Source organism: Serratia sp. 2880STDY5682894 (assembly GCF_001537385.1).
In the GTDB taxonomy this organism is placed as follows: Bacteria; Pseudomonadota; Gammaproteobacteria; order Enterobacterales; family Enterobacteriaceae; genus Serratia; species Serratia nevei.
Genome location: NZ_FCJA01000016.1, coordinates 39,722 through 61,227 on the forward strand (window position 1 = coordinate 39,722; position 21,506 = coordinate 61,227).

20 protein-coding genes and 1 tRNA gene are annotated in these 21,506 nt (G+C 55.6%); 17 read left to right on the plus strand and 4 right to left on the minus strand.

Annotation, left to right across the window (positions count from 1 at the left end; all coding sequences use genetic code 11):
- The first annotated feature begins 2 nt into the window (after window positions 1-2).
- The 5 genes from nqrF (at window position 3) to AWX27_RS23520 (ending at window position 3,873) form a co-directional block, all read left to right on the plus strand.
- Window positions 3-1,226: an NADH:ubiquinone reductase (Na(+)-transporting) subunit F gene (gene nqrF / locus AWX27_RS23500; protein WP_033637209.1), complete on the plus strand. Its 1,224-nt coding sequence runs from the start codon at window positions 3-5 to the stop codon at window positions 1,224-1,226.
- Window positions 1,227-2,258 carry an FAD:protein FMN transferase gene (locus tag AWX27_RS23505; protein WP_060425297.1) on the plus strand — a complete coding sequence of 344 codons (1,032 nt, stop codon included), beginning with the start codon at window positions 1,227-1,229 and terminating at the stop codon, window positions 2,256-2,258. It abuts the gene before it with no gap.
- A gap of 7 nt (window positions 2,259-2,265) precedes the next feature.
- Complete coding sequence (gene nqrM / locus AWX27_RS23510; RefSeq protein ID WP_004930244.1) at window positions 2,266-2,493, plus strand: (Na+)-NQR maturation NqrM; 228 nt, start codon at window positions 2,266-2,268, stop codon at window positions 2,491-2,493.
- A gap of 422 nt (window positions 2,494-2,915) precedes the next feature.
- The gene (locus AWX27_RS23515) at window positions 2,916-3,449 is read left to right on the plus strand and encodes a hypothetical protein (RefSeq protein ID WP_060425298.1); all 534 of its coding nucleotides are present in this window, start codon (window positions 2,916-2,918) and stop codon (window positions 3,447-3,449) included.
- Between the two features lie 4 nt (window positions 3,450-3,453).
- Window positions 3,454-3,873, plus strand: coding sequence for a putative T6SS immunity periplasmic lipoprotein (locus AWX27_RS23520; RefSeq protein WP_060425299.1), 420 nt, complete (start codon window positions 3,454-3,456; stop codon window positions 3,871-3,873).
- A 66-nt stretch (window positions 3,874-3,939) separates the two neighbouring features.
- Here the strand turns inward: AWX27_RS23520 and AWX27_RS23525 are convergent, their stop codons facing one another.
- On the minus strand, window positions 3,940-4,836 hold the full coding sequence (locus AWX27_RS23525) for a glycerophosphodiester phosphodiesterase family protein (RefSeq protein WP_060425300.1): 897 nt from the start codon (window positions 4,834-4,836) through the stop codon (window positions 3,940-3,942).
- Window positions 4,837-5,019: 183 nt separating this feature from the next.
- Here AWX27_RS23525 and dinB point away from each other — a divergent pair, with 183 nt between their 5' ends.
- Complete coding sequence (gene dinB / locus AWX27_RS23530) at window positions 5,020-6,081, plus strand: DNA polymerase IV (RefSeq protein WP_016928981.1); 1,062 nt, start codon at window positions 5,020-5,022, stop codon at window positions 6,079-6,081.
- Between the two features lie 42 nt (window positions 6,082-6,123).
- On the opposite strand, the gene pepD is transcribed toward dinB, so the two are convergent.
- Window positions 6,124-7,584 carry a beta-Ala-His dipeptidase gene (pepD, locus tag AWX27_RS23535; protein WP_060425301.1) on the minus strand — a complete coding sequence of 487 codons (1,461 nt, stop codon included), beginning with the start codon at window positions 7,582-7,584 and terminating at the stop codon, window positions 6,124-6,126.
- 338 nt (window positions 7,585-7,922) lie between these two features.
- On the opposite strand from pepD, the gene gpt reads away from it, so the two are divergent.
- From gpt to AWX27_RS23565, 6 genes are all read left to right on the plus strand, one after another.
- Entirely contained in the window at window positions 7,923-8,381 is a 459-nt protein-coding gene (gene gpt, locus AWX27_RS23540) for a xanthine phosphoribosyltransferase (protein ID WP_025301674.1), read from the plus strand.
- Between the two features lie 141 nt (window positions 8,382-8,522).
- On the plus strand, window positions 8,523-9,770 hold the full coding sequence (gene frsA, locus AWX27_RS23545; protein WP_060425302.1) for an esterase FrsA: 1,248 nt from the start codon (window positions 8,523-8,525) through the stop codon (window positions 9,768-9,770).
- A 60-nt stretch (window positions 9,771-9,830) separates the two neighbouring features.
- Window positions 9,831-10,232: a sigma factor-binding protein Crl gene (crl, locus tag AWX27_RS23550; RefSeq protein WP_033641981.1), complete on the plus strand. Its 402-nt coding sequence runs from the start codon at window positions 9,831-9,833 to the stop codon at window positions 10,230-10,232.
- A gap of 116 nt (window positions 10,233-10,348) precedes the next feature.
- Window positions 10,349-11,452, plus strand: coding sequence for a glutamate 5-kinase (proB, locus tag AWX27_RS23555; protein WP_015376738.1), 1,104 nt, complete (start codon window positions 10,349-10,351; stop codon window positions 11,450-11,452).
- 9 nt (window positions 11,453-11,461) lie between these two features.
- Window positions 11,462-12,715: a glutamate-5-semialdehyde dehydrogenase gene (gene proA / locus AWX27_RS23560; protein ID WP_060425303.1), complete on the plus strand. Its 1,254-nt coding sequence runs from the start codon at window positions 11,462-11,464 to the stop codon at window positions 12,713-12,715.
- Window positions 12,716-12,902: 187 nt separating this feature from the next.
- A tRNA-Thr gene (locus tag AWX27_RS23565) sits at window positions 12,903-12,978 on the plus strand.
- A gap of 324 nt (window positions 12,979-13,302) precedes the next feature.
- Here the strand turns inward: AWX27_RS23565 and AWX27_RS23570 are convergent.
- A complete protein-coding gene (locus AWX27_RS23570) occupies window positions 13,303-13,710 on the minus strand; it encodes a helix-turn-helix domain-containing protein (RefSeq protein WP_060425304.1) in 408 nt (135 codons plus the stop codon).
- 309 nt (window positions 13,711-14,019) lie between these two features.
- On the opposite strand from AWX27_RS23570, the gene AWX27_RS23575 reads away from it, so the two are divergent.
- From AWX27_RS23575 to AWX27_RS23595, 5 genes are all read left to right on the plus strand, one after another.
- Window positions 14,020-14,715, plus strand: a complete 696-nt coding sequence (locus AWX27_RS23575; RefSeq protein WP_060425305.1) for a response regulator transcription factor — start codon at window positions 14,020-14,022, stop codon at window positions 14,713-14,715.
- Window positions 14,712-15,896, plus strand: a complete 1,185-nt coding sequence (locus AWX27_RS23580) for a sensor histidine kinase (protein ID WP_060425306.1) — start codon at window positions 14,712-14,714, stop codon at window positions 15,894-15,896. The genes AWX27_RS23575 and AWX27_RS23580 overlap by 4 nt, the downstream gene beginning before the upstream one ends.
- Window positions 15,897-15,975: 79 nt before the next feature.
- Window positions 15,976-17,097 carry an efflux RND transporter periplasmic adaptor subunit gene (locus AWX27_RS23585; protein WP_060425307.1) on the plus strand — a complete coding sequence of 374 codons (1,122 nt, stop codon included), beginning with the start codon at window positions 15,976-15,978 and terminating at the stop codon, window positions 17,095-17,097.
- Window positions 17,097-20,150, plus strand: a complete 3,054-nt coding sequence (locus AWX27_RS23590; protein WP_060425308.1) for an efflux RND transporter permease subunit — start codon at window positions 17,097-17,099, stop codon at window positions 20,148-20,150. Before AWX27_RS23585 ends, AWX27_RS23590 begins: the two co-directional genes overlap by 1 nt.
- A gap of 52 nt (window positions 20,151-20,202) precedes the next feature.
- Entirely contained in the window at window positions 20,203-20,844 is a 642-nt protein-coding gene (locus tag AWX27_RS23595) for a MarC family NAAT transporter (RefSeq protein WP_060425309.1), read from the plus strand.
- 325 nt (window positions 20,845-21,169) lie between these two features.
- Here the strand turns inward: AWX27_RS23595 and AWX27_RS23600 are convergent.
- Window positions 21,170-21,506, minus strand: a 337-nt coding sequence (locus AWX27_RS23600) for an ABC-type transport auxiliary lipoprotein family protein (RefSeq protein ID WP_197414194.1), incomplete at its 5' end; no start/stop codon positions are given.

The following is a 21,506-nucleotide window of genomic DNA, read 5'->3' on the forward strand; positions in this document are numbered from 1 at the left end:
TTATGGAAATTATTTTAGGCGTAGCAATGTTCACCACCATCGTGATGGTGCTGGTATTGCTGATCCTGTTCGCCAAATCGAAGCTGGTGAACACCGGCGACATCGCGGTGGAGATCAACGGCGATTTGGATAAGAGCTTCCATGCGCCGGCGGGCGACAAGCTGCTCAACGTGCTCTCCAGCCAGGGAATTTTCGTCTCCTCGGCTTGCGGCGGCGGCGGTTCCTGCGGCCAGTGCCGGGTGGTGATCAAAGAGGGCGGCGGCGATATCCTGCCGACCGAGCTCTCGCACATCAACAAGCGCGAAGCAAAAGAGGGTTGCCGCCTGGCGTGCCAGGTGAACGTGAAGCAGAACCTGAAGATCGAGCTGCCGGAAGAGATCTTCGGCGTGAAGAAATGGGAGTGCGAGGTTATCTCCAACGATAACAAAGCCACCTTTATCAAAGAGCTGAAGCTGAAGATCCCCGATGGCGAAGACGTGCCGTTCCGCGCGGGCGGTTTCATCCAGATCGAAGCCCCGGCGCACGACATCAGCTACGCCGACTTCGACGTGCCGCAGGAGTATCGCGGCGACTGGGACAAGTTCAACCTGTTCCGCTACCGCTCGACGGTGAACGACACCACGGTGCGCGCCTACTCGATGGCCAACTACCCGGAAGAGAAGGGCATCATCATGCTCAACGTGCGTATCGCCACGCCGCCGCCAAACAACCCGGACGTGCCGCCGGGCATCATGTCTTCCTATATCTGGTCGCTGAAGGCGGGTGACAAGGTGACCATCTCCGGGCCGTTCGGCGAGTTCTTCGCCAAGGAAACCGACGCCGAAATGATCTTCATCGGCGGCGGCGCGGGCATGGCGCCGATGCGTTCGCACATCTTCGATCAGCTCAAGCGCCTGAACTCGAAGCGCAAGATCACCTTCTGGTACGGCGCGCGTTCGCTGCGCGAGATGTTCTATGAAGACGACTTCAACCAGCTGCAGGCGGAGAACGACAACTTCACCTGGCACGTGGCGCTGTCGGATCCGCAGCCGGAAGATAACTGGACCGGCTACACCGGCTTTATCCATAATGTCCTGCTGGAGAACTACCTGAGGAATCACCCGGCGCCGGAGGACTGCGAGTTTTACATGTGCGGGCCGCCGATGATGAACGCTGCGGTGATCAAGATGCTGAAAGATCTGGGCGTCGAAGACGAAAACATCATGCTGGATGACTTTGGTGGCTAAATGCGCGCATTGGCGATGAAGAACTGGCTGACGGGCGTGGCGCTGAGCGCCACCCTGCTGCTGACCGGCTGCGGGCCGGAACAGGTGGACCTGACGGGTAAAACCATGGGCACCTCGTATTCGATCCGTTATGTGACCGGCGACGATACGCCGTCGGCGCGCGAGATGCAGGCGGAGATCGATAAACGGCTGGAGCAGGTGAACGACCAGATGTCCACCTACCGGCCGGACTCCGAGCTGAGCCGCTTCAACGCCAGCCGCGACATTGACCGGCCATTCCCGGTTTCGCCGGCGACCGCCGAGGTGGTGCGCGAAGCGCTGCGCATCAACCGCGTGACCGATGGCGCGCTGGACGTGACCGTCGGGCCGCTGGTCAATCTGTGGGGCTTCGGCCCGGAAGGGCGGCCGGATAAAGTGCCGAGCGAGGCGGAGCTGGCGCACCGCCGCGCCTGGACCGGTGCCGATAAACTGACGGTGCAGGGCAGCGCGCTGGTGAAAAGCATCCCCGAACTGTATGTCGACCTGTCGTCGATCGCCAAAGGATACGGCGTGGACGTGGTGGCGGAGTATCTGCAATCGCAACACGTGCAAAATTACATGGTGGATATCGGCGGTGAGGTGCGCACGCGCGGGCGCAACGGCGAGCAAAAGCCGTGGCGCATCGCCATCGAGCGCCCGACCGCCGGTGCGCAGCAGCAGGCGCAGTTGGTGATCCAGCCAGGGGAGATGTCGATCGCCACCTCGGGTGACTATCGCAACTACTTCGAGCAGGACGGGGTGCGCTATTCGCACACCATCGATCCTATCACCGGCCGGCCGATCAACCACCGCCTGGTGTCGATCACCGTACTGAGCCCGACCTGTATGACCGCTGACGGCCTGTCCACCGGCCTGAACGTGATGGGGCCGGAGCGCGGCCTGGCGCTGGCCAATCTGCTCGGTATCCCGGTGTTCATGATCGTGAAAACCGCCGACGGGTTTGAGGAGCGTTATTCGGACGCGTTCAAACCCTACCTGAAAAAGAGTTCGTGAGGTTGCTATGCTGACGGTATTCGCCGCCACCTTCGTGTTGTTCCTGCTGATCGTCGGCGGGATGTCGCTGGGCTACGTGTTCAAACGCAAAAGCCTGCAGGGCAGCTGCGGCGGCATCACCGCATTGGGGATGGAGAAAGTCTGCGACTGCCCGGAACCTTGCGATGCGCGCAAAAAGCGCGAAGCCAAAGCGGCGCAGCGGCGCGAGCAGTTGGACAAGCACCGCATTCTGTAGCTGTAGCGAAAACCCGGCCTTGGCCGGGTTTTTTTATTTGGGGGAGGTATTTGATTTTGAATAGGCCAGGTTGCTGAGTATACCACCCACGAAACAGCACAACATCCGGCCAACAATCCAGTCTGAGAGAAAGGAAAAAGCCAGGAGCATGAGACTGATACCTATTATCTTATCGCACCGGAAATAATTGCTGCTATCCGTTTCATATCACCTGCCAGAACCAGACTTCTTTTGATTCAAAGAAATCGCTAAAACGCCCATCGTAATCTTTAATCTTGCTCAGGATTAAATCGTAAGGTTGATACATCTCTCATTGTAGAATCATTCGGATCTTCCTGATAATTCTCAGCAGGTTAGTCTATTGACTCGGTTGGTTAAAATATCGTCTTATTAGGTTTCTTTTGGATTCAGGGAGTTCCAGGATGGGACAACAACAAGAAAGGATAAAACGGGCGTTAACAGTGGGTGAAATTAATTTGGCTCGTTCGGTGTTTGGCCGTTCAGTTTTCTATGAGAAGGTGTATGTCCACTGCGATAGCTATCTGCCGTTTGGATTGCAAGCCAGCAGAACGGCCATGGCGCCCAACGGAGAAATCTGGTTTAGACAAGCTTTGTATAAGGCTGATTTTTCCACGGCCGCCGCAGGTTTCCAGCATGTATTTATCCACGAAATGAGCCATGTCTGGCAGCATCAAAAAGGCATGTGGGTGAGAACCCGAGGGCTATTGAGTTGGGCTGCTGAATACAAATATCGACTCGATGGTAAACAGCTGTTGCATAACTACTCTATGGAACAGCAGGCTTCAATCATCGCTGATTATTGGTTCCTGAAGAAGTATGGTTACACTATCTGGCTAGGCGCGATTAACAATGGCGTGAATTTTCAGGGTGTAACGGATAAAACTATCGCCAGAAAATACGAATATGCGCTTTCTCAGTTTTTTAAGCAGAGGTAACAGGATGAACCGCATTATTTTGGCTGGAACGCTGACTTTGCTGCTCGCCGGCTGTATGCACATGAACGATCCGAGGCCAAAGAACTACGCGGCCAGCGTCGCTGTCGTTGATAACCACGTTTGCGTGCGGGTTCAACCGGAAGGGGACGAGCGGTTGGCCGGCGTCATTATCGAAGAAATCGGCAACGCCAACGCTATCTTCGGCAAGAACTTCGCGGATAACGAGATGCCTGCGGTCACCGCGGCTACGTGCATTTCTGACGATAACTATAAATTCGAGGGCGGGAGGTCTTACGGGGTTTCGGTAACGCTGTTGTCGCGGGATAAACGAAGTAAAGGTATTGAGCCTGCTGCCCGGCTATTTGGGGCAGGGTTTAGCGTACGCAATGAAAATGGCATCATCCAGGTGGTTCCTGCTCACTAACGGATGTTGAAAGCCGGGGGGCATAAGGTGGGTTTGTCGAACCGCCTTATGCCCTTGGCCGATGATTTATTTCGCCTTGCGGAAGCTTTTCGCCTCGGCCGGCGAGTTGACCATCACGCCGTCGGCGCCCAGTGCCAGCGCCTGCTGATACGCCTGCGGCGTGTTGACGCCGAACAGAATGATGTGCGCCGGGCCCTGCGAGCGGAAACAATCCATCGACTCTTTATCCCAGGTCAGAAACGCCTTCGACCGCCCTTCGCCGAGGGTGTACTTCTCCACCACTTCCACCTCGCGCTTCAGCTCCAGCCCGTACCAGCGCGGCTGCCGGTTGTCCGGTTTGACATCGCACTGGTGCGCCATGGTGACGTTGGCCAGCAGCGTGCGGGTTTCGTCGCGGCTTTCGAAGCGCGGGACGGCCGGCGGCAGCGCCTGCAGGTATTTGGCGTCGGTAGAGTAGACGCGGGTGCGATTCAGGCTGTCGGTGCTTTCCAGCGTCGCCAGCAGCGCCTGGCCAAACTGCGCCGGATCGGCATCCGGGGATTTGATGTCCAGATAGAAAGTCACGCGCGGAAAGGCCTTCAACACCTCATCCAGCCGCGGAATGCCGATGCCCTGGCCGCGGAACGGATGCGCATCGCCTTTGGCGAACGCCCAGCCGGCATCGGTCTCGGCCAACTGCGCGGCAGTATAGGCAGAGACCGGGCCCTGCCGGTTGGTCAGCGCCTTCAGATCTGAGGGGCGATACAGCACGATGACGCCGTCTTTGGATGCTTGCAGGGTGATCCAAACGGCGTCGGCGCCGTTTTTCAGCGCGGTTTCGATGGCGATGCGGGTGTTCTCCGGCGCATCGGCGGTGCCGCCGCGGTGGGCGACGATCGCCGGCGCGTGACCGGCGGCGGCGCTGGCCGCCAGCGCGCTCAGCGACAGTGCGGAAGCCAGCAGCCAATGAGAAAATCTGATCATGTAGAGTACCTTGTCGTTATCGTTGTGGTGAGCCGCACGGGATGGCGGAAATCATACTATTGAAAAATTAAGCTTTTTTAACAACGCGGAAATATCTGGCGGAAACGGCGCTTTCATCGAAGCCTGCGGCCTTGAGCTTTCGGTATCTGACTGTATACTTATCCAGTGTTACTGGAGGGTGCGATGCGTAAAATCATTCATGTCGATATGGACTGCTTCTTCGCGGCGGTGGAAATGCGCGACGATCCCAGCCTGCGCGATATCCCGCTGGCGATTGGCGGCAGCGCCGATCGGCGCGGGGTGATCAGCACCGCCAACTACCCGGCGCGGCGCTACGGCGTGCATAGCGCCATGTCCACGGCGATGGCGCTCAAGCTGTGTCCGCATCTCACCCTGCTGCCGGGGCGCATGGCGGCCTACAAAGAGGCTTCGCAACACATCCGTGAAATCTTCGCCCGCTACACCCCGTTGATCGAGCCGCTGTCGCTCGATGAAGCCTATCTCGACGTGACCGACAGCCCGCAATGCAACGGTTCGGCGACGCTGATCGCTCAGGAGATCCGTCAGGCGATCGCCGACGAGCTGAACCTCACCGCGTCGGCCGGCATCGCGCCAATCAAGTTTCTCGCTAAAATCGCCTCCGAGATGAACAAGCCGAACGGGCAATACGTGATCACGCCGGCGCAGGTACCGGCGTTTTTGCAGCAGCTGCCGCTCAGCAAGATCCCCGGCGTCGGCAAGGTGACCGCCAAGCGGCTGGAAGAGGTGGGGCTCATCACCTGCGCTGACGTGCAGCAATACGATTTGGCGCAGTTGCTCAAGCGTTTCGGCAAGTTCGGCCGGGTGCTGTGGGAGCGGTGTCAGGGCATCGATCGGCGCGAAATCTCGGCGGAGCGGCTGCGTAAATCGGTGGGGGTGGAGCGCACGTTGGCGGAAGACATTCACGATTGGGAAGACTGCGAAACGCTGATTATCGACAAACTCTACCCCGAGCTGGAGATGCGGCTGCGCAAGGTGAAGCCGGATCTGCACATCGCCCGGCAAGGCGTGAAGCTGAAGTTTCAGGATTTTCAGCAAACCACTCAGGAACACGTGTTCCCGGTGCTGAACCGGCAGGATTTGCTGGAGGTGGCGCGGCAGGCGTGGCGCGAGCGGCGAGAAGGGCGCGGCGTGCGGCTGGTGGGGCTGCATGTGACGCTGCTCGATCCGCAGCTGGAGCGGCAGCTGGCGCTGCCTTGGGAATAAAAAAGCCGGCAAGTCGCCGGCTTTTTGCGTTAAGCGCGCAGCTTACGCGCGCTCAGGGATCGCTTTCAGCAGCGAGGTCAGCAGCTTCCAGTACAGACCGACGCTTTCGATATGCACCTGTTCATCCGGCGAGTGCGGGCCGGTGATGGTTGGCCCGATCGATACCATGTCCATGTTTGGATACGGCTTTTTGAACAGACCGCACTCCAGACCGGCGTGGATCACCATGATGTTCGGCGTCTTGTTGAACAGCTCCTGATACAGCTCGCGCACCAGGTGCATCACCGGCGAGTCGGCGTCCGGCTGCCAGCCCGGGTAGCCGCCCTTCGGCGCCACCTTGGCACCGGCCAGCTGGCCCAACGCGGTCAGCATCTCGACCACATAGTCTTTGCCGCTGTCGATCAGGGAGCGGATCAGGCAGATGATTTCCGCTTCGTTTTCGCTGGTGGTGACCACGCCGACGTTCAGTGAGGTTTCCACCACGCCTTTTACCGCGTCGCTCATGCGGATCACGCCGTTCGGCGTGCCGTTCAGCAGCGCCAGGAAGCGCTGCTGGCTGTCGGCGCTCAGCGCCTGCGAAGCGCTGGTGGTCGGCTCCAACAGTACGGTGATGTTCTTCTCTTTGGCGGAGAGTTCGTTCTGCAGCACCGCCAGGAACTCCTGGCTCAGGGCTTTCAGCGCGTCGGCCTTGTCCGCCGGCACCGCAACCACCGCGGAGGCTTCACGCGGGATGGCGTTGCGCAGGGTGCCGCCGTTCAGATCCAGCACGCGCAGGTTCAGCGCCGCCGCATGGGCGAACAGGAAGCGCGCCAGCAGCTTGTTGGCGTTGCCCAGCCCGACGTGGATCTCGGCGCCGGAGTGGCCGCCTTTCAGGCCCTTGAGCGTCAGCTTCAGGGTTTGGTAACCGGCCGGTACCGCTTCGCGCTGCAGCGGCAGGGTAGTGATGAAGTCGATACCGCCGGCGCAACCCATATAGATTTCGCCTTCCTCTTCGGAATCGGTATTGATCAGGATGTCCGCCTGCAGCCAGTTCGGCTGCAGCCCGAAGGCGCCGTCCATACCCGCTTCTTCGGTCATGGTCAGCAGCACTTCCAGCGGGCCGTGCTCTACGCTGTCGTCGGCCAGCACCGCCAGGGCGGAGGCCATGCCGATGCCGTTGTCGGCGCCCAGCGTGGTGCCGCGCGCTTTCACCCACTCGCCGGCGATATAAGGCTGGATCGGATCCTTGGCAAAGTCGTGTACGGTGTCGTTATTCTTTTGCGGCACCATGTCCAGGTGCGCCTGCAGCGCGACCGGCTTGCGGTTTTCCATGCCTTTGGTGGCCGGCTTGCGCAGCAGGATATTGCCGACCCGATCGCGCTCTGCGTGCAGGTTCTTTTCTTTGGCCCAGGTGAGGATGTGCTGCGCCAGCGCTTCTTCATGATAAGAAGGGTGTGGGATAGAACAGATCTTGGCGAAAATATCCCACAGCGGCTGTGGCGAAAGCTGAGACAATTCAGACACTATAAGTCTCCTGTGACGGCAGGCTCCGACAGGACGGGCGTGCCGCGCGGTTAAGGTGAGTGGGCATCTGTGCGTCGTGGCACGATCATCAGAGAATATCACTTTATTTCCGGCGGTGCGCGCCCCGTATTGTGCGGTTTAAGCGCTTGATCACACGGCTTCGCTGCGGGAACGTTCGTTTTTTCAGCATCAATCACCGGAAAGCCGCGCGGCGGAAATCGCGAGGTTTTCCTCGGTACAGCTGGAATTCAATGCGGCCAGTCTCTATAATCTCGCGCAACCTTTTTTCCCCTGAACTATAAAATAAGCCGCTTCACCGCCGGCTGGGACACGATTCTATGAGCGAAAAATACGTTGTTACCTGGGATATGCTGCAAATGCACGCACGCAAGCTGGCGCACCGCCTGCTGCCTGCCGACAAATGGACAGGCATCATTGCCGTAAGCCGCGGCGGTCTGGTACCGGCGGGCCTGCTGGCGCGCGAACTGGGCATCCGCTATGTGGATACCGTCTGCATTTCCAGCTATGACCATGACAACCAACGCGAAATGAAAGTGCTCAAGCGCGCCGAAGGCGACGGTGAAGGCTTCATCGTGGTGGATGATCTGGTGGATACCGGCGGCACCGCGAAAGCGATCCGCGACATGTACCCGAAAGCGCATTTCGTGACCATCTTCGCCAAACCGGCGGGCCGTCCGCTGGTGGACGACTACGAGGTCGACATCCCGCAGGATACCTGGATCGAACAGCCGTGGGACATGGGCGTCAGCTTCGTTCCCCCGATCGGCGGCCGCTAAGCCTAGCCAGTTCTAAGTCAACGCCCGGTTATGCCGGGCGTTTGCGTTATCTTGGTTTATCCCGCCAGAGTTAGGTACACTACCTCCAGTTAAGTAGGCCTTTTGCGGCCTATCGCCAGATTTACGGAGGCTGTTGTTACCATGGCACAGGCCAACCTTTCTGAAATTCTTTTCAAGCCTAAATTCAAACACCCTGAAACCTCGACGCTGGTGCTGCGCGCGCGCAACAAAGTGAGCGCCGCCATGCATTCCGCGTTGGAAGGCGACACCACCGGCAGCTGGTACCGCATGCTGAATCCACTGCTGTGGGCCTGGCGCGGCGTCAGCCCGATCGAAATCCACGAAGTGCTGGCGCGCATCGCCGCCTCGGACGCCGAGCGCAGCAATCCGCAGCGGCTGGATACCGTGGTGGGCTACCGCAACGGCAACTGGATCTACGAGTGGATCCATCAGGGCATGCAGTGGCAGCAGCGGGCGACGGAGCAGCAGGATCCGCTGCTCGGCGGCGAATACTGGCTGAAGGCCGCGAGCCTGTACAGCATCGCCGGTTACCCGCACCTGAAGGGCGACGAGCTGGCTGAACAGGCGGAGATGCTCGCCAACCGTGCTTATGAAGAGGCGGCGCTGCTGCTGCCGTATCAGCTGAAAGAGCTGGAGTTTCGCATCGAAGGCGGCGGCAGCGTCACCGGTTTCCTGCACATGCCGGAGACCGGCGAAGCGCCGTTCCCGACGGTGCTGATGTGCGGCAGCCTCGACACGCTGCAGACCGACTACCACCGCCTGTTCCGCGACTACCTGGCGCCGCACGGCATCGCCATGCTGACGCTCGACATGCCGTCGATCGGCTCCTCCTGCAAATGGAAGCTGACGCAGGACTCCAGCTACCTGCACCAACAGGTGCTGATCCAGCTGGCCTCGGTGCCATGGGTGGACCATCAGCGGGTGAGCGCCTTTGGCTTCCGCTTCGGCGCCAACGTGGCGGTGCGATTGGCCTACCTGGAGCCGCAGCGGATGCGCGGCGTAGCCTGCCTGGGGCCGGTGGTGCATCGCCTGCTGTGCGACAGCAGCACCCAGCTGAACGTGCCGGACATGTATATGGACGTGCTGGCCAGCCGCATGGGCATGGCTAACGCCTCGGACAACGTGCTGAAGGTGGAGCTGAACAGCTACTCGCTGAAAATGCAGGGGCTGCTGGGGCGCCGCTGCCCGACGCCGATGATCTCCGGCTACTGGGAGCGCGATACGCTCAGCCCGAAAGAAGAGTCGCAGCTGATCGTCACCTCTTCGGTGAGCGGCAAGCTGGTCGCCATCCCGCGCACCCCGGTTTACGACAGCTTCCATCGGGCGCTGCTGCAGATGTCCGGCTGGCTGAAGGACAAAATGCGTTAATTAGTTGCTAAATTTTAACAGTTTGTTAAAAAGAGTGGTCTACATTGAGGAGGTTAGAGAATGACGTTACCGAGTGGTCACCCTAAAAGCCGACTAATGAAACGTTTTGCCAGCTTGGGGCCGTACCTGCGTGAAGGGCAATGTGAAAACGACCGTTTTTTCTTTGATTGTTTGGCCGTCTGCGTCAATGTAAAGCCCGCTCCGGAGAAGCGCGAGTTCTGGGGCTGGTGGATGGAGCTGCAGGCGGAAGAGGCGCGCTTCACCTATTCGTACCAATTCGGCCTGTTCGACAAAGAAGGCGACTGGACGGCGCAAAACATTAAGGATGATGAAGTGAGCGCCAAGCTGGAAGACACCCTGCGCGACTTCCATCGCCGCCTGGGCGAGCTGCTGGCGACCATGGAACTGGGGCTGGAACCCGCCGACGATTTCAAAGAAAAACTGATCAAACTCTCCGCCTGACCCCGTTTGACCACGTATTGTGCTGATTTCGCGTTGTGCCTGTTGGCATAACGCGTCTCTCCTGTTACAAAGACCTTTGCACTCTTCTTCTCATCATTACACACGGCAGAAATACTATGAACGGCAGCCAGACATTGGTTGTGAAATTGGGCACCAGCGTGTTGACCGGCGGATCGCTGCGTCTGAACCGCGCCCACATCGTCGAATTGGTGCGCCAGTGCGCGCAGCAACACGCCGCGGGCCACCGCATCGTCATCGTCACCTCCGGCGCCATCGCCGCCGGGCGCGAACACCTGGGCTACCCCGAACTGCCCGCCACTATCGCTTCCAAGCAGCTGCTGGCGGCGGTGGGGCAGAGCCGGCTGATCCAGCTGTGGGAACAGCTGTTCTCCATTTACGGCATCCACGTCGGGCAGATGCTGCTGACGCGCGCCGATCTGGAAGACCGCGAGCGCTTCCTCAACGCGCGCGACACCATGACGGCGCTGCTGGACAACCGCATCGTGCCGGTAATCAATGAGAACGACGCCGTCGCCACCGCCGAAATCAAGGTGGGCGACAACGATAACCTGTCGGCGCTGGCGGCCATTCTGGCCGGGGCCGACAAACTGCTGCTGCTGACCGATCAGCAGGGCCTCTACACCGCCGATCCGCGTAACAACCCACAGGCTGAACTGATCCGTGAAGTGCACGGCATCGACGACGCGCTGCGCGCCATCGCCGGCGACAGCGTCTCCGGCCTGGGCACCGGCGGCATGGGCACCAAGCTGCAGGCGGCCGACGTGGCCTGCCGCGCCGGCATCGACGTGGTGATCGCCGCTGGCAGCAAGCCGGGCGTGGTGGCGGACGTGATCGAAGGCAAACCGGTGGGCACCCGTTTCCACGCGCTGGAAACCCCGCTGGAAAACCGCAAGCGCTGGATCTTTGGCGCGCCGCCGGCCGGTGAGATCACCGTCGACGATGGCGCGGTGGAAGCGATGATGGCGCGCGGCAGCTCGCTGCTGCCGAAGGGCATTCGCGAAGTGAAGGGCGACTTCTCGCGCGGCGAAGTGATCCGCATCCGCAACCTGGCGGGGCGCGATCTGGCGCACGGCGTCAGCCGCTACAACAGCGACGCGATGCGCATGATCGCCGGGCACCACTCGCAGGAAATCAGCGAAATCCTCGGTTATGAATACGGTCCGGTGGCAGTGCACCGCGACGATATGATTGTCAGTTAAGGAGTGAGCATGCTGGAGCAGATGGGGAAGGCCGCCAAGCAGGCCTCCTGGCAGCTGGCGGTGCTGAGCACGGCGAAGAAGAATCAGGTGCTGTCGGTGATGGCCGACAGGCTGGAAGCCAACAGCGAAGCGATCCTGCTGGCGAACGAACAAGACATGGCGCAGGCGCGCGCCACCGGCATGAGCGAAGCGCTGCTCGATCGCCTGCTGCTGACTCCGGCGCGGCTGGCGGCGATCGCCAACGACGTGCGCCAGGTGTGCCGCCTGAACGATCCGGTCGGCCACGTGCTGGACGGCAACCTGCTGGACAGCGGGCTGAAGCTGGAGCGCCGCCGGGTGCCGCTCGGCGTGATCGGCGTGATTTACGAGGCGCGGCCGAACGTCACCATCGACGTCGCCAGCCTGTGCCTGAAAACCGGCAACGCGGTGATCCTGCGCGGCGGTAAAGAGACGCACAATACCAACCAGGCAACGGTGAAAGTGATCCAGCAGGCGCTGGAACAGTGCGGCCTGCCGGCGGCGGCGGTGCAGGCGATCGACAGTCCGGATCGTGCGCTGGTGAACGAACTGCTGCGCCTGGATCGCTATGTCGACATGCTGATCCCGCGCGGCGGCGCCGGCCTGCACAAGCTGTGCCGCGAGCAATCGACCATCCCGGTAATCACCGGCGGCATCGGCGTGTGCCATACCTACGTGGATGCCGACGTCGATTTCGACAAGGCGCTGACGGTGATTGAAAACGCCAAGATCCAGCGCCCGAGCGCCTGTAACTCGCTGGAGACGCTGCTGGTGAACCGCAGCATCGCCACCGAGTTCCTGCCGGCGCTGAGCGCCAAAATGGCGGCGGCGGGCGTGACGCTGCACGCGGCGGAAAACGCGCTGCCGCTGCTGCAGGGCGGCCCGGCGACGGTGGTGCCGGTGAACGCGGAAGATTACGACGATGAATGGCTGTCGCTGGATCTGAACGTGCTGCTGGTGGACGATATCGATCAGGCCATCGACCACATCCGCACCCACGGCACCAACCACTCCGACGCGATCCTCACCCGCTCGCTGAGCAGCGCCGAGCACTTCGTGCGCGCGGTGGACTCCTCGGCGGTGTACGTCAACGCCAGCACCCGCTTCACCGACGGCGGCCAGTTCGGCCTGGGCGCGGAAGTGGCGGTAAGCACCCAGAAACTGCACGCCCGCGGCCCGATGGGCCTGGATGCGCTGACCACCTACAAGTGGATCGGCTACGGCGACGATCTGGTGCGCAGCTAAGGCCGCATTGCGATCATAAAGAGGTCAGGGCGCAGCGGGCTGCGCCCTGATTTTTTTGGAAGGGCCAACGCGCGGCAGTGTGGCTGCTTGCAAAACAACCAAACGCCCCGGCGGCTATTGACTCATTTCGCGCGCAGGTCTACCTTGTTCAACGCACTTCCGGCTTGCCCCGCAGGCCCGGCTCAATGCCGATATAGCTCAGTTGGTAGAGCAGCGCATTCGTAATGCGAAGGTCGTAGGTTCGACTCCTATTATCGGCACCACCTCAATATCCCAGACATTCGAGAAAGCAAAAGAATTCTAAAAGACAGTCGTATCACTATGTATTTGAGAAAGCCACCGGTTGGGACTAAGCGAATAAGATCGCGTTTGGCTGGCGACAGAAAATGTCGTTGATTGTATAATCAAGGAAAGTTATTCATTGGCTCTAGATGTTGCTAATTTATTGAGCTGATTGTTCGTGAAAAGGTATTCTAAATAAAAATTAATGGGTTATTTGGCCTTTTGTCATAAACATGCGCTGATTAATCATATCCTATTTTTCTTCATCGTTGACAACATGTTGTAACTTCGTTACGTTCTCGATTTTATTTCCCATCGTTTGTGAGTTTTACAAGCACTGTTTTCGCCGATATCCAAATATCCTCACGTGGCTTATTCATTTTTCGAAACATCGTAGGGGAAACGCCATAGTGGTTTTTAAAGATGCGACAGAAGGCCTGCTGTTCCAGATAACCATATTCAAGTGCAATATCTATGATCTTCCTGTCTGTAGATAAAATCATTTTCGCCGCCTCTGTCATTTTTCTTGATCTGATGTAAGACTTCATCGATATGCCGGCCAAAGCACAGAACTTACGTTGAACATACCATCTGGAATATCCAGTTTTATCAATCAGGTTGATGATGTTTATCGGTTGCCTGAGATGCATTTCCAACAGATTGATAACGCTATTAATAAATATTCTTGACTGTTCAACTTTGCTCATTTCCATTGCATCGGCTCCCGATATTTTCACCTGTTAGCGCTACTGAAATATCGATTATTGCTTAACTTTGTCAAGATGTTATCAATTTCTGTTTTTTTATTTTTGGGTTAATGCTGTTCCGTTGATAACTATTTGAATTTTAATGTTATTGTATTGTGTTTTTTGTCGGGCTGATTTTGAGTGAAGTCGTGCTGACTTTATTTTTAATCGTCAGATATGTACTATCTTCGTTTTTTGTTTATTCTTTAATTAAAAAAGTGCTAGACTTTATTATATTTTTTACTTGGTTAGCGTGACTGAATAGTAGGTTAATATATGGAAGAAAAAAGAATTTTAATCATCGAGGACGATATGCATGCTGCAGAAGTCCTGGAAGCTTATCTAAAAAGAGAGTGCTTTGCCGTTGCCAAGGTAGGCGATGGTGTTAAAGGGCTTGAGATGGTTTTTTCCTGGCAACCTGACTTGGTTTTATTAGACGTCATGCTGCCGGGAATAAATGGCAATGAAATATTGGCACGTGTGCGTAGAAAGAGCGATGTGCCGGTTATCATGGTGACGGCAATCGGCGAGATTCAGGATAAGATCTCCTCGTTGAGGCACGGCGTTGATGATTACATCGTGAAACCCTATAACCCGGGAGAGGTCGTTGCTCGGGTTCATGCTGTGCTGAGAAGAGCGACTGCTTTAAATATAAAATCTGATCTTATTATTTGTGGCCCGGTACAACTCGATGAAGAGGCGATGCTGGTTCACGTCTGCCCCGCCGAAAACATTAAAATTGTAGTGGATCTTACGCCGACTGAATTTTTATTGTTATCTGTGCTAATGCGTGCGCCCAAAAGAGCGTTTTCCCGCCAAACATTATTAAACATGTGTTTACCGGAAAGTGATGCATTTGAGCGAGTTGTCGATACACATATTTATAACTTGCGAAAAAAACTCAACTCGGTAGGGGTGGATGATGTACTGCTGACCGTTAGAGCGATGGGCTACAGGTATTGGGATAAATGAATAAAAAAGACAAAAGAGTTTCACTTTGGAAGTGGATTTGTGTGAGGGTAATTTCCCAATCTGTCGGGGTGATTGTTATTATTGCACTCTGTATGTGGTTGCGCTATGCCATTTATAGCGCCTGGGTTTTATATCATGAAATGCCGGCAGATGTCCGAAAAGAGTTCCTGCGGTTGCTTGAAAATCCCAATGAAGATTTGTACAGGTTTTATAGCCTTTTTCACTATTGGTATGGCATTGATTTTGCTAATCCGTCGATCACGTCGGGGGATTGGATTATGCTGGCTATTTTGGTGGTTGTCGCCATACCTCTGATGGTCTTACAGGGGCTTTATATGTCGCGGCCGTTGGCGAAGCAATTTTCCTACCTGGTCACTGCCGCGAGAAAAGTCGCGGAGGGAGATTTCTCTGTGCAAGCAAAATTAGAAGAGAAAGCGCCGGAAGAACTTCTTACTCTAACTCACGATTTCAATGAGATGACTAAAAAGCTGACTTATTATGAAGGAGAGTTGCGTGCTTCTCATATTGCCATGGCGCATGAATTACGTTCACCGTTAACGGCTTCAATTGCACGCCTTCAGGGCATTATGGATGGCGTGTTCGAGCCGGATAAGCATCAGTTAAATCTGGTCATGCAGCCATTGACCAGCCTAAATCGCCTTATTGATGATCTTCAAATGCTGTCGTTGTCGCAAGCCGGGGCGTTATCATTAGAAAAATACCATGTGAATCTTTGCGATTTGATTCAGGAGCGTTTGCAATGGCAAAAGGCGGAAGCTTCTCAGGAAAACTTCACGATTGAATTTGAATATACTACTCCTGTCTTCGTCTATGCCGATCCGTTCCGAATTGGGCAAGTTGTTACGATTATCATAAAAAATGCAATGCGCTACGCGCATTCCGGCAAGAAACTGACAGTCACCGTTAATCATTCTAATGATGGAGTTGTCGTCGGTTTTCGCGATTATGGGCCGGGGGTCAGTGAAGCCTTTTTGCCCTTGATGTTCAAACGTTTTTCGCGGGAGGAGAGCTCACGGTCGAGAAATCTGGGGGGGAGTGGGCTTGGGCTTTCTATCGCCATGGCGATAAGTCGGGAGCACGGCGGCAGTCTCAGTGCTCAGAATCATCCTGACGGTGGGATGCTATTTCAACTCATTCTTCCAATGAAAATAGAGTCTTGATGGTTCCTTGAAAAAACATGGACTAAATCTACACATAAAAAAGGTTTAATTCTTCGACAGACTATCAGGAGAATGTCTTATGTCAGTAGGTTTGTTCAGGTTAATAAGTGCGGTCAAGAGCGTGTTCTCATTTCAATATTGGAAACTGTTTATTATTCCCCTGGCCGTGTTTTTGGCGGGATGTGATGATAAAGCAAAGACACAGGAGGTGCCTACACGTTCCGTACGAACGCTTGTCGTCGATAATCCGGTTGGCGGAGTCTTAATAAAGCATACTGGAGAAATTCGCCCCCATGAGGAGTCTCAGCTCTCGTTTCGCATTGACGGCCGGCTCCTCAGCCGCCCAGTCGATGTGGGGGACAAATTAAAGGCGGGGCAAACGATCGCGACGTTGGAGCCCAGAAATAACGAGAATCAGGTGCGCAGTGCGCAGGCCGAACTGGCCGGTGCCGTTTCTTCAGAGCGCCTGGCTGCTCTCAATTTCAGGAGGCTGCAATCATTGATCAAAACCGGTGCTATCGCGCAGGCTCAGGTTGATGAAGCGAGGGTCAATCTTGAAGTCGCGGCGGCAAAACGCGTCTCTGCTCAATCGAATTTGAAAATCGCTCAGGAGCAATTGGGTTACACCCGTCTGGTTGCGCCTTCAGATGGCGTAGTGACTTCGGTTAATCTGAATCCTGGACAAACTGTCAGCGCAGGGCAGGGGGTCGTTACGCTCTCACTCAATCAGGGAGTGGATGCCGTATTTGACGTTCCAGAAGCGATTTTGTACAGCAATCTGTCCGATAATAAAGTCAAGATTGCGCTGCTTTCCGATCCTTCCGTCGTGACTGAGGGCGTGATCCGAGATGTGAATCCACAGGCGGATAAGCAGACGCGGACCTGGCGAGTCAGAGTCTCGCTGCCGAACCCTCCAGAGAAAATGGCTTTGGGCGCGACGGTGCAGGGAAGTATCGTGATCCCGGGGCAGGCAGCGTTTGTTCTGCCGGCGTCTGCGATGACCCGTGATGGCGCGGATCCTGCCGTTTTAATCGTTCAACCGGATACATTAACCTTGGCATTGCGCAAAGTTAACGTTACTCGCTATAGCTCCGAGGACGTGTTTATTGCTGATGGCCTCAAACCTGGCGACAAGGTGGTGATCGCTGGCGTGAGCAAGTTACGGCCTGGGGAGAAAGTGAGTTTGGAGGATAAATTCTGATGAATGCCTCTGAACCCGAGAAGTTTAACCTGTCTGCCTGGGCGCTTGCCAATCAGCAACTGGTTGCCTTTTTTATGTTGGTTATCACCATTGCCGGGGTGATGAGCTATTACAACTTGCCGCGCAACGAGGATCCGGCGTTTACCATTAAAACGGCGGTGGTTTCCGCGAGTTGGCCTGGGGCCTCTGTGGAGGATACCGTCAATTTCGTGACCGATCCGTTGGAGAAGAAACTTCAGGAAGTTCCTTACCTTGATTATTTGGAGAGTTATAGCCGGCCCGGCGAGTCGGTTATTTTTATCTATCTGCGTGATAATACGCCGCCGGAGAAAGTGAAAGAACTGTGGTATACGGTCAGGAAAAAAATAAAGGACGTTTCCCCTCAGCTTCCTGCTGGCGTCAGTTCACCTGCCGTCAACGATGAATTTGATGATACCTACGGCACCATCTATGGCTTTACGCGTGAAGGATTCAGCGAGCGTGAACTGCGCGATCTGGTTGATAAAGTTCGCACGGACGTCTTAACGCTGCCGGATGTTGGGAAAGTGAACCTGCTGGGCGTGAAAGAAGAGCAGGTCATCTTATCATTCTCACCGCAGAAAATTGCGGGCATGGGGCTGACGCTCGACCAAATCAAGAGCGCCATCAGCGCGCAAAATGCCGTGACTCCGGCGGGAGAAATCAGAACCGACAAAGATAAAGTCATGTTGAGAGTCAGCGGCGCTTTCGCATCGGAAGAAAGCCTCAAACAGCTGACACTGCATATTCAGGATAAATTCGTTCCTCTGACGGATATTGCGACCATCTCTCGCGAGGCGGTCGATCCGCCGACGCCGGCCTTCAGAGTTAACGGGGAGTCGGCGATTGGCCTGGCCATCTCCATGGCCCCGACCGGCAATATGCTGGATTTCGGCAAAGCGCTTAACGAAAAGATGGATGATATATCCAGCCGCTTGCCTGCAGGTATCAACGTGCTGAAAGTGGCCGATCAGTCGACGGTGGTGCATGACGCGGTGGGGAGCTTTATGAAAGTGCTCCTTGAGGCGGTTGTCATTGTGTTGGCTGTGTCTTTCTTGTCATTAGGCACTCGTGCCGGGTTAGTGGTTGCAGCATCCATTCCGCTGGTGCTGGCCATGACGTTTATCGGCATGGAAATTGCCGGTATAGGCATACAGCGTATCTCCCTTGGCGCATTAATTATTGCGCTGGGGTTACTGGTCGATGATGCCATGATCACTGTAGAGATCATGATGTCGCGTCTGGAGAAAGGAGACCCTGTCAAAAAGGCGGCGACAAAAGCCTGGACGACGACGGCTTTCCCGATGCTGACCGGCACATTGGTCATGATCGCCGGTTTTATCCCGGTCGGTTTCGCAACGTCGAGTGCGGGGGAGTACTGTTATTCTCTGTTCATGGTGGTGCTGATCTCACTCATCAACTCCTGGATTGTTGCCGTACTTTTTTCACCGCTGATAGGCGTGTGGCTTTTACCTAAGGTGATGAAGGAACACGCCCATGGTAAAGGTAAAGTCATGCAAAAGTACGAAAGTGCATTGCGATATATCCTTAAGCGCCGAGGGATGACCGGCATCGTGGCGGTTCTGTTGCTGGCCATTGCTTTTATCGGATCCTCGCACATGGAAGAAGAGTTCTTTCCCGCTTCTGACAGGCCGGAGTTACTCGTCAGTCTGACTCTGCCGAGAAATGCCGTGCAGGAAGATACGGCGAGGGAAGCCATTCGCTTGGAGGAAATCCTCAAGAAGGATCCCGATATTGATCATTTTACGACGTACGTTGGATCGGGTGCCGTGCGGTTTTATTTACCGATGGACCTGTTGCTTGATAACGAAAATATCGCTCAATTGGTCGTGGTCACCAAGGGACTTGAAGAGCGTGACGCCGTGAAGTCCAGGCTTGAAAAAATTCTGCAAAAAGATTTCGGCCATCTTGTAACGCGTGCTTCGCCGTTGGAGCTGGGGCCCCCGGTAGGTTGGCCGTTGAAATATCGCGTTTCCGGCCCGGATCTGACCAAAATTCGTCAGATATCCATGGAGTTGGCGGGGAAATTGGGTGACAACCCGCAGACAAGAGAGGTCAACCTTACTGCGGGAGAACCGCAACGAGAACTCTATATAACGCTTAATCAGACGGAAGCGAGGGCCTTGGGATTAAGCTCTCAGGATGTCGCCAGCGCCCTTGCTGAAATGTATTCGGGGTCCGCTGTAACGACGATCAGGGACAGAAACCGCCAGGTTAACGTGGTGCTGCGAGCTTCGGAAAATACGCGGAGAGACATTGAAACCGTCGCGGATTTGCAATTAACGACGGCCGATGGGCGCGTTGTGCCATTAAAGCAGATCGCAACGATAGGCTATACGTTGGCTGAGCCTATTCAGTGGCGGCGGCAACGAGAGCCTTTCATTACGGTGCAAACGGATATTGCGCCAGGGCTGAATGCGTCCGGCGTATCCAAGAGTTTGGCGCCTGTTGTCGATGAATTACGCAAAAGTCTGCCACCGGGATATCACATTACCGAGGGGGGAAGCGTCATTGAAGCCATGAAAGGCAACCGTTCCGTATTCGCGGTTCTGCCAGTGACCTTATTGGTGATGCTGATCTTGCTGATGGTGCAGTTGCGTAGTTTCTCACGCATGATGCTGGCGCTGTTGATTGCCCCCTTCGGTTTGATTGGCGTTGTCGCCGCCATGTTACCCACCGGAACGCCAATGGGGTTTGTGGCGATTCTTGGCGTGATTGCGTTGGCGGGGATGATTATCCGCAATGCCGTGATCCTTATTGAAGAAGTGGAAATAAACAGGGCGCAAGGTGCGGATAATACTGAGGCGATCGTCGAGGCATCACTGCATCGTTCCAGACCGATACTCTTGACGGCTTGTGCAGCAATATTAGGGATGATACCTATCGCGCATCAGGTATTTTGGGGGCCTATGGCCTATGCCATTATTGGTGGGCTATTCGTTGCCACCCTATTTACCCTGACGGTATTGCCGGCTGCCATCAGCGCCGTTCTGCAATGGGAGAAGTCTCGATAGAACTTCCCCCCGGAGATAGCTCCGGGGGGACACTTTAAAAGGAGGTGGAAAGATGTTTGAGTTATTTAAACTTATTGGGCTAGGGTTGGTTTTATTACTGCCGCTGGTAAACCCATTGACCACTGTCGCTCTTTTTCTTGGGCTTTCAGGCGACATGTCTGAACAAGAAAAAAAGAAGCAGTCAGCGATGGCGGCTTTCTATGTCTTTGTGATTATGATGGTTGCATGGTATGCCGGTAAGGCTGTTATTAATACCTTTGGCATATCCATTCCGGGATTACGAATTGCAGGTGGAATGATCGTTGCCTTTATTGGGTTTAACATGCTGTTTCCGCAGGATGTGAATAAGCCTCAAAGCGGCGAGAAGGGAAAAACCAAAAATATAGCATTTATCCCCTTGGCAATGCCCAGTACGGCAGGCCCGGGTACCATTGCTATGTTGATCAGTGCCGCGTCGACATTCAGCGCTGAAACATCGCATCTGGATTTGTGGGTCGCCTACACCGCGCCCCCCTTGATTGCGATAGCCATTTCTCTGATTTTATGGGTGTCTCTGCGGGCGTCACTGGGTGTTATGAAGCTTGTAGGAACATCGGGAATCGATGCTATTTCCCGAGTGATGGGATTCCTGCTGGTCTGTATGGGGGTTCAGTTTGTTATAAATGGCGTCGTTGAACTCGTCACAATACAATAAACGCTAACGCTTCAGAGGCTGATATGCATGGGGTTGCGCATATCAGACGAGAATAATATCTAAAATCTTATATCTATATCAGTTCTGATAATGCTCGGATGCTCTTATCTGCCATAAAGCTTTTTTTTTGCATGGACAACGCTGTGAGCGCCGGCGGTAATGACTGTCGTCATGCTGTTATTTTTTATCAAAAAGTTCCCAAGTAAGGTGGGAACTTTTTTTTTACTTTTTCTTTTATTCTGGTGCGTCGTCAACAGGCCTAATCCCGAATCTGATCCCATCACCATAAGCCGTCACCGGTGCATTATGGCTGTTGATTGCCATTTCAGGGGGACAACACCTTGGCGATAGCCTGGGCTTCCTGCTGCCAGCCCTGCGCCAGCGTGCGCACCAGGGCATCATAGCCGTCCTCACCCTGTTTCAACTCCAGGCTGAAAGGCCGTTTGATCAAGCGCCCCTGGCGGTTCAGCACCCACTCGCCGCGAACGATCGCCTTGCCGTCAAAGCGGCCATGGAAACCGCTGATGGTCACGTTCAGCACATCCTGATCGTTGCTCATCGGCTGCGAAGAGACCACCCAGCCCGGCAGCGCGCTGCTCAGGTTGGTGACCAGCGTTTGCTGCAGCTGCTGGTCGAGCGGGCTGGCCCACAGGTTGTTCTGG

Bases quoted from the DNA above. Each gene is read 5' to 3' on its own strand.
- nqrF (WP_033637209.1), top strand. From the start codon at position 3: ATGGAAATTATTTTAGGCGTAGCAATGTTCACCACCATCGTGATGGTG.
- AWX27_RS23505 (WP_060425297.1), top strand. From the start codon at position 1,227: ATGCGCGCATTGGCGATGAAGAACTGGCTGACGGGCGTGGCGCTGAGC.
- nqrM (WP_004930244.1), top strand. From the start codon at position 2,266: ATGCTGACGGTATTCGCCGCCACCTTCGTGTTGTTCCTGCTGATCGTC.
- AWX27_RS23515 (WP_060425298.1), top strand. From the start codon at position 2,916: ATGGGACAACAACAAGAAAGGATAAAACGGGCGTTAACAGTGGGTGAA.
- AWX27_RS23520 (WP_060425299.1), top strand. From the start codon at position 3,454: ATGAACCGCATTATTTTGGCTGGAACGCTGACTTTGCTGCTCGCCGGC.
- AWX27_RS23525 (WP_060425300.1), bottom strand. From the start codon at position 4,836: ATGATCAGATTTTCTCATTGGCTGCTGGCTTCCGCACTGTCGCTGAGC.
- dinB (WP_016928981.1), top strand. From the start codon at position 5,020: ATGCGTAAAATCATTCATGTCGATATGGACTGCTTCTTCGCGGCGGTG.
- gpt (WP_025301674.1), top strand. From the start codon at position 7,923: ATGAGCGAAAAATACGTTGTTACCTGGGATATGCTGCAAATGCACGCA.
- frsA (WP_060425302.1), top strand. From the start codon at position 8,523: ATGGCACAGGCCAACCTTTCTGAAATTCTTTTCAAGCCTAAATTCAAA.
- crl (WP_033641981.1), top strand. From the start codon at position 9,831: ATGACGTTACCGAGTGGTCACCCTAAAAGCCGACTAATGAAACGTTTT.
- proB (WP_015376738.1), top strand. From the start codon at position 10,349: ATGAACGGCAGCCAGACATTGGTTGTGAAATTGGGCACCAGCGTGTTG.
- proA (WP_060425303.1), top strand. From the start codon at position 11,462: ATGCTGGAGCAGATGGGGAAGGCCGCCAAGCAGGCCTCCTGGCAGCTG.
- AWX27_RS23570 (WP_060425304.1), bottom strand. From the start codon at position 13,710: ATGGAAATGAGCAAAGTTGAACAGTCAAGAATATTTATTAATAGCGTT.
- AWX27_RS23575 (WP_060425305.1), top strand. From the start codon at position 14,020: ATGGAAGAAAAAAGAATTTTAATCATCGAGGACGATATGCATGCTGCA.
- AWX27_RS23580 (WP_060425306.1), top strand. From the start codon at position 14,712: ATGAATAAAAAAGACAAAAGAGTTTCACTTTGGAAGTGGATTTGTGTG.
- AWX27_RS23585 (WP_060425307.1), top strand. From the start codon at position 15,976: ATGTCAGTAGGTTTGTTCAGGTTAATAAGTGCGGTCAAGAGCGTGTTC.
- AWX27_RS23590 (WP_060425308.1), top strand. From the start codon at position 17,097: ATGAATGCCTCTGAACCCGAGAAGTTTAACCTGTCTGCCTGGGCGCTT.
- AWX27_RS23595 (WP_060425309.1), top strand. From the start codon at position 20,203: ATGTTTGAGTTATTTAAACTTATTGGGCTAGGGTTGGTTTTATTACTG.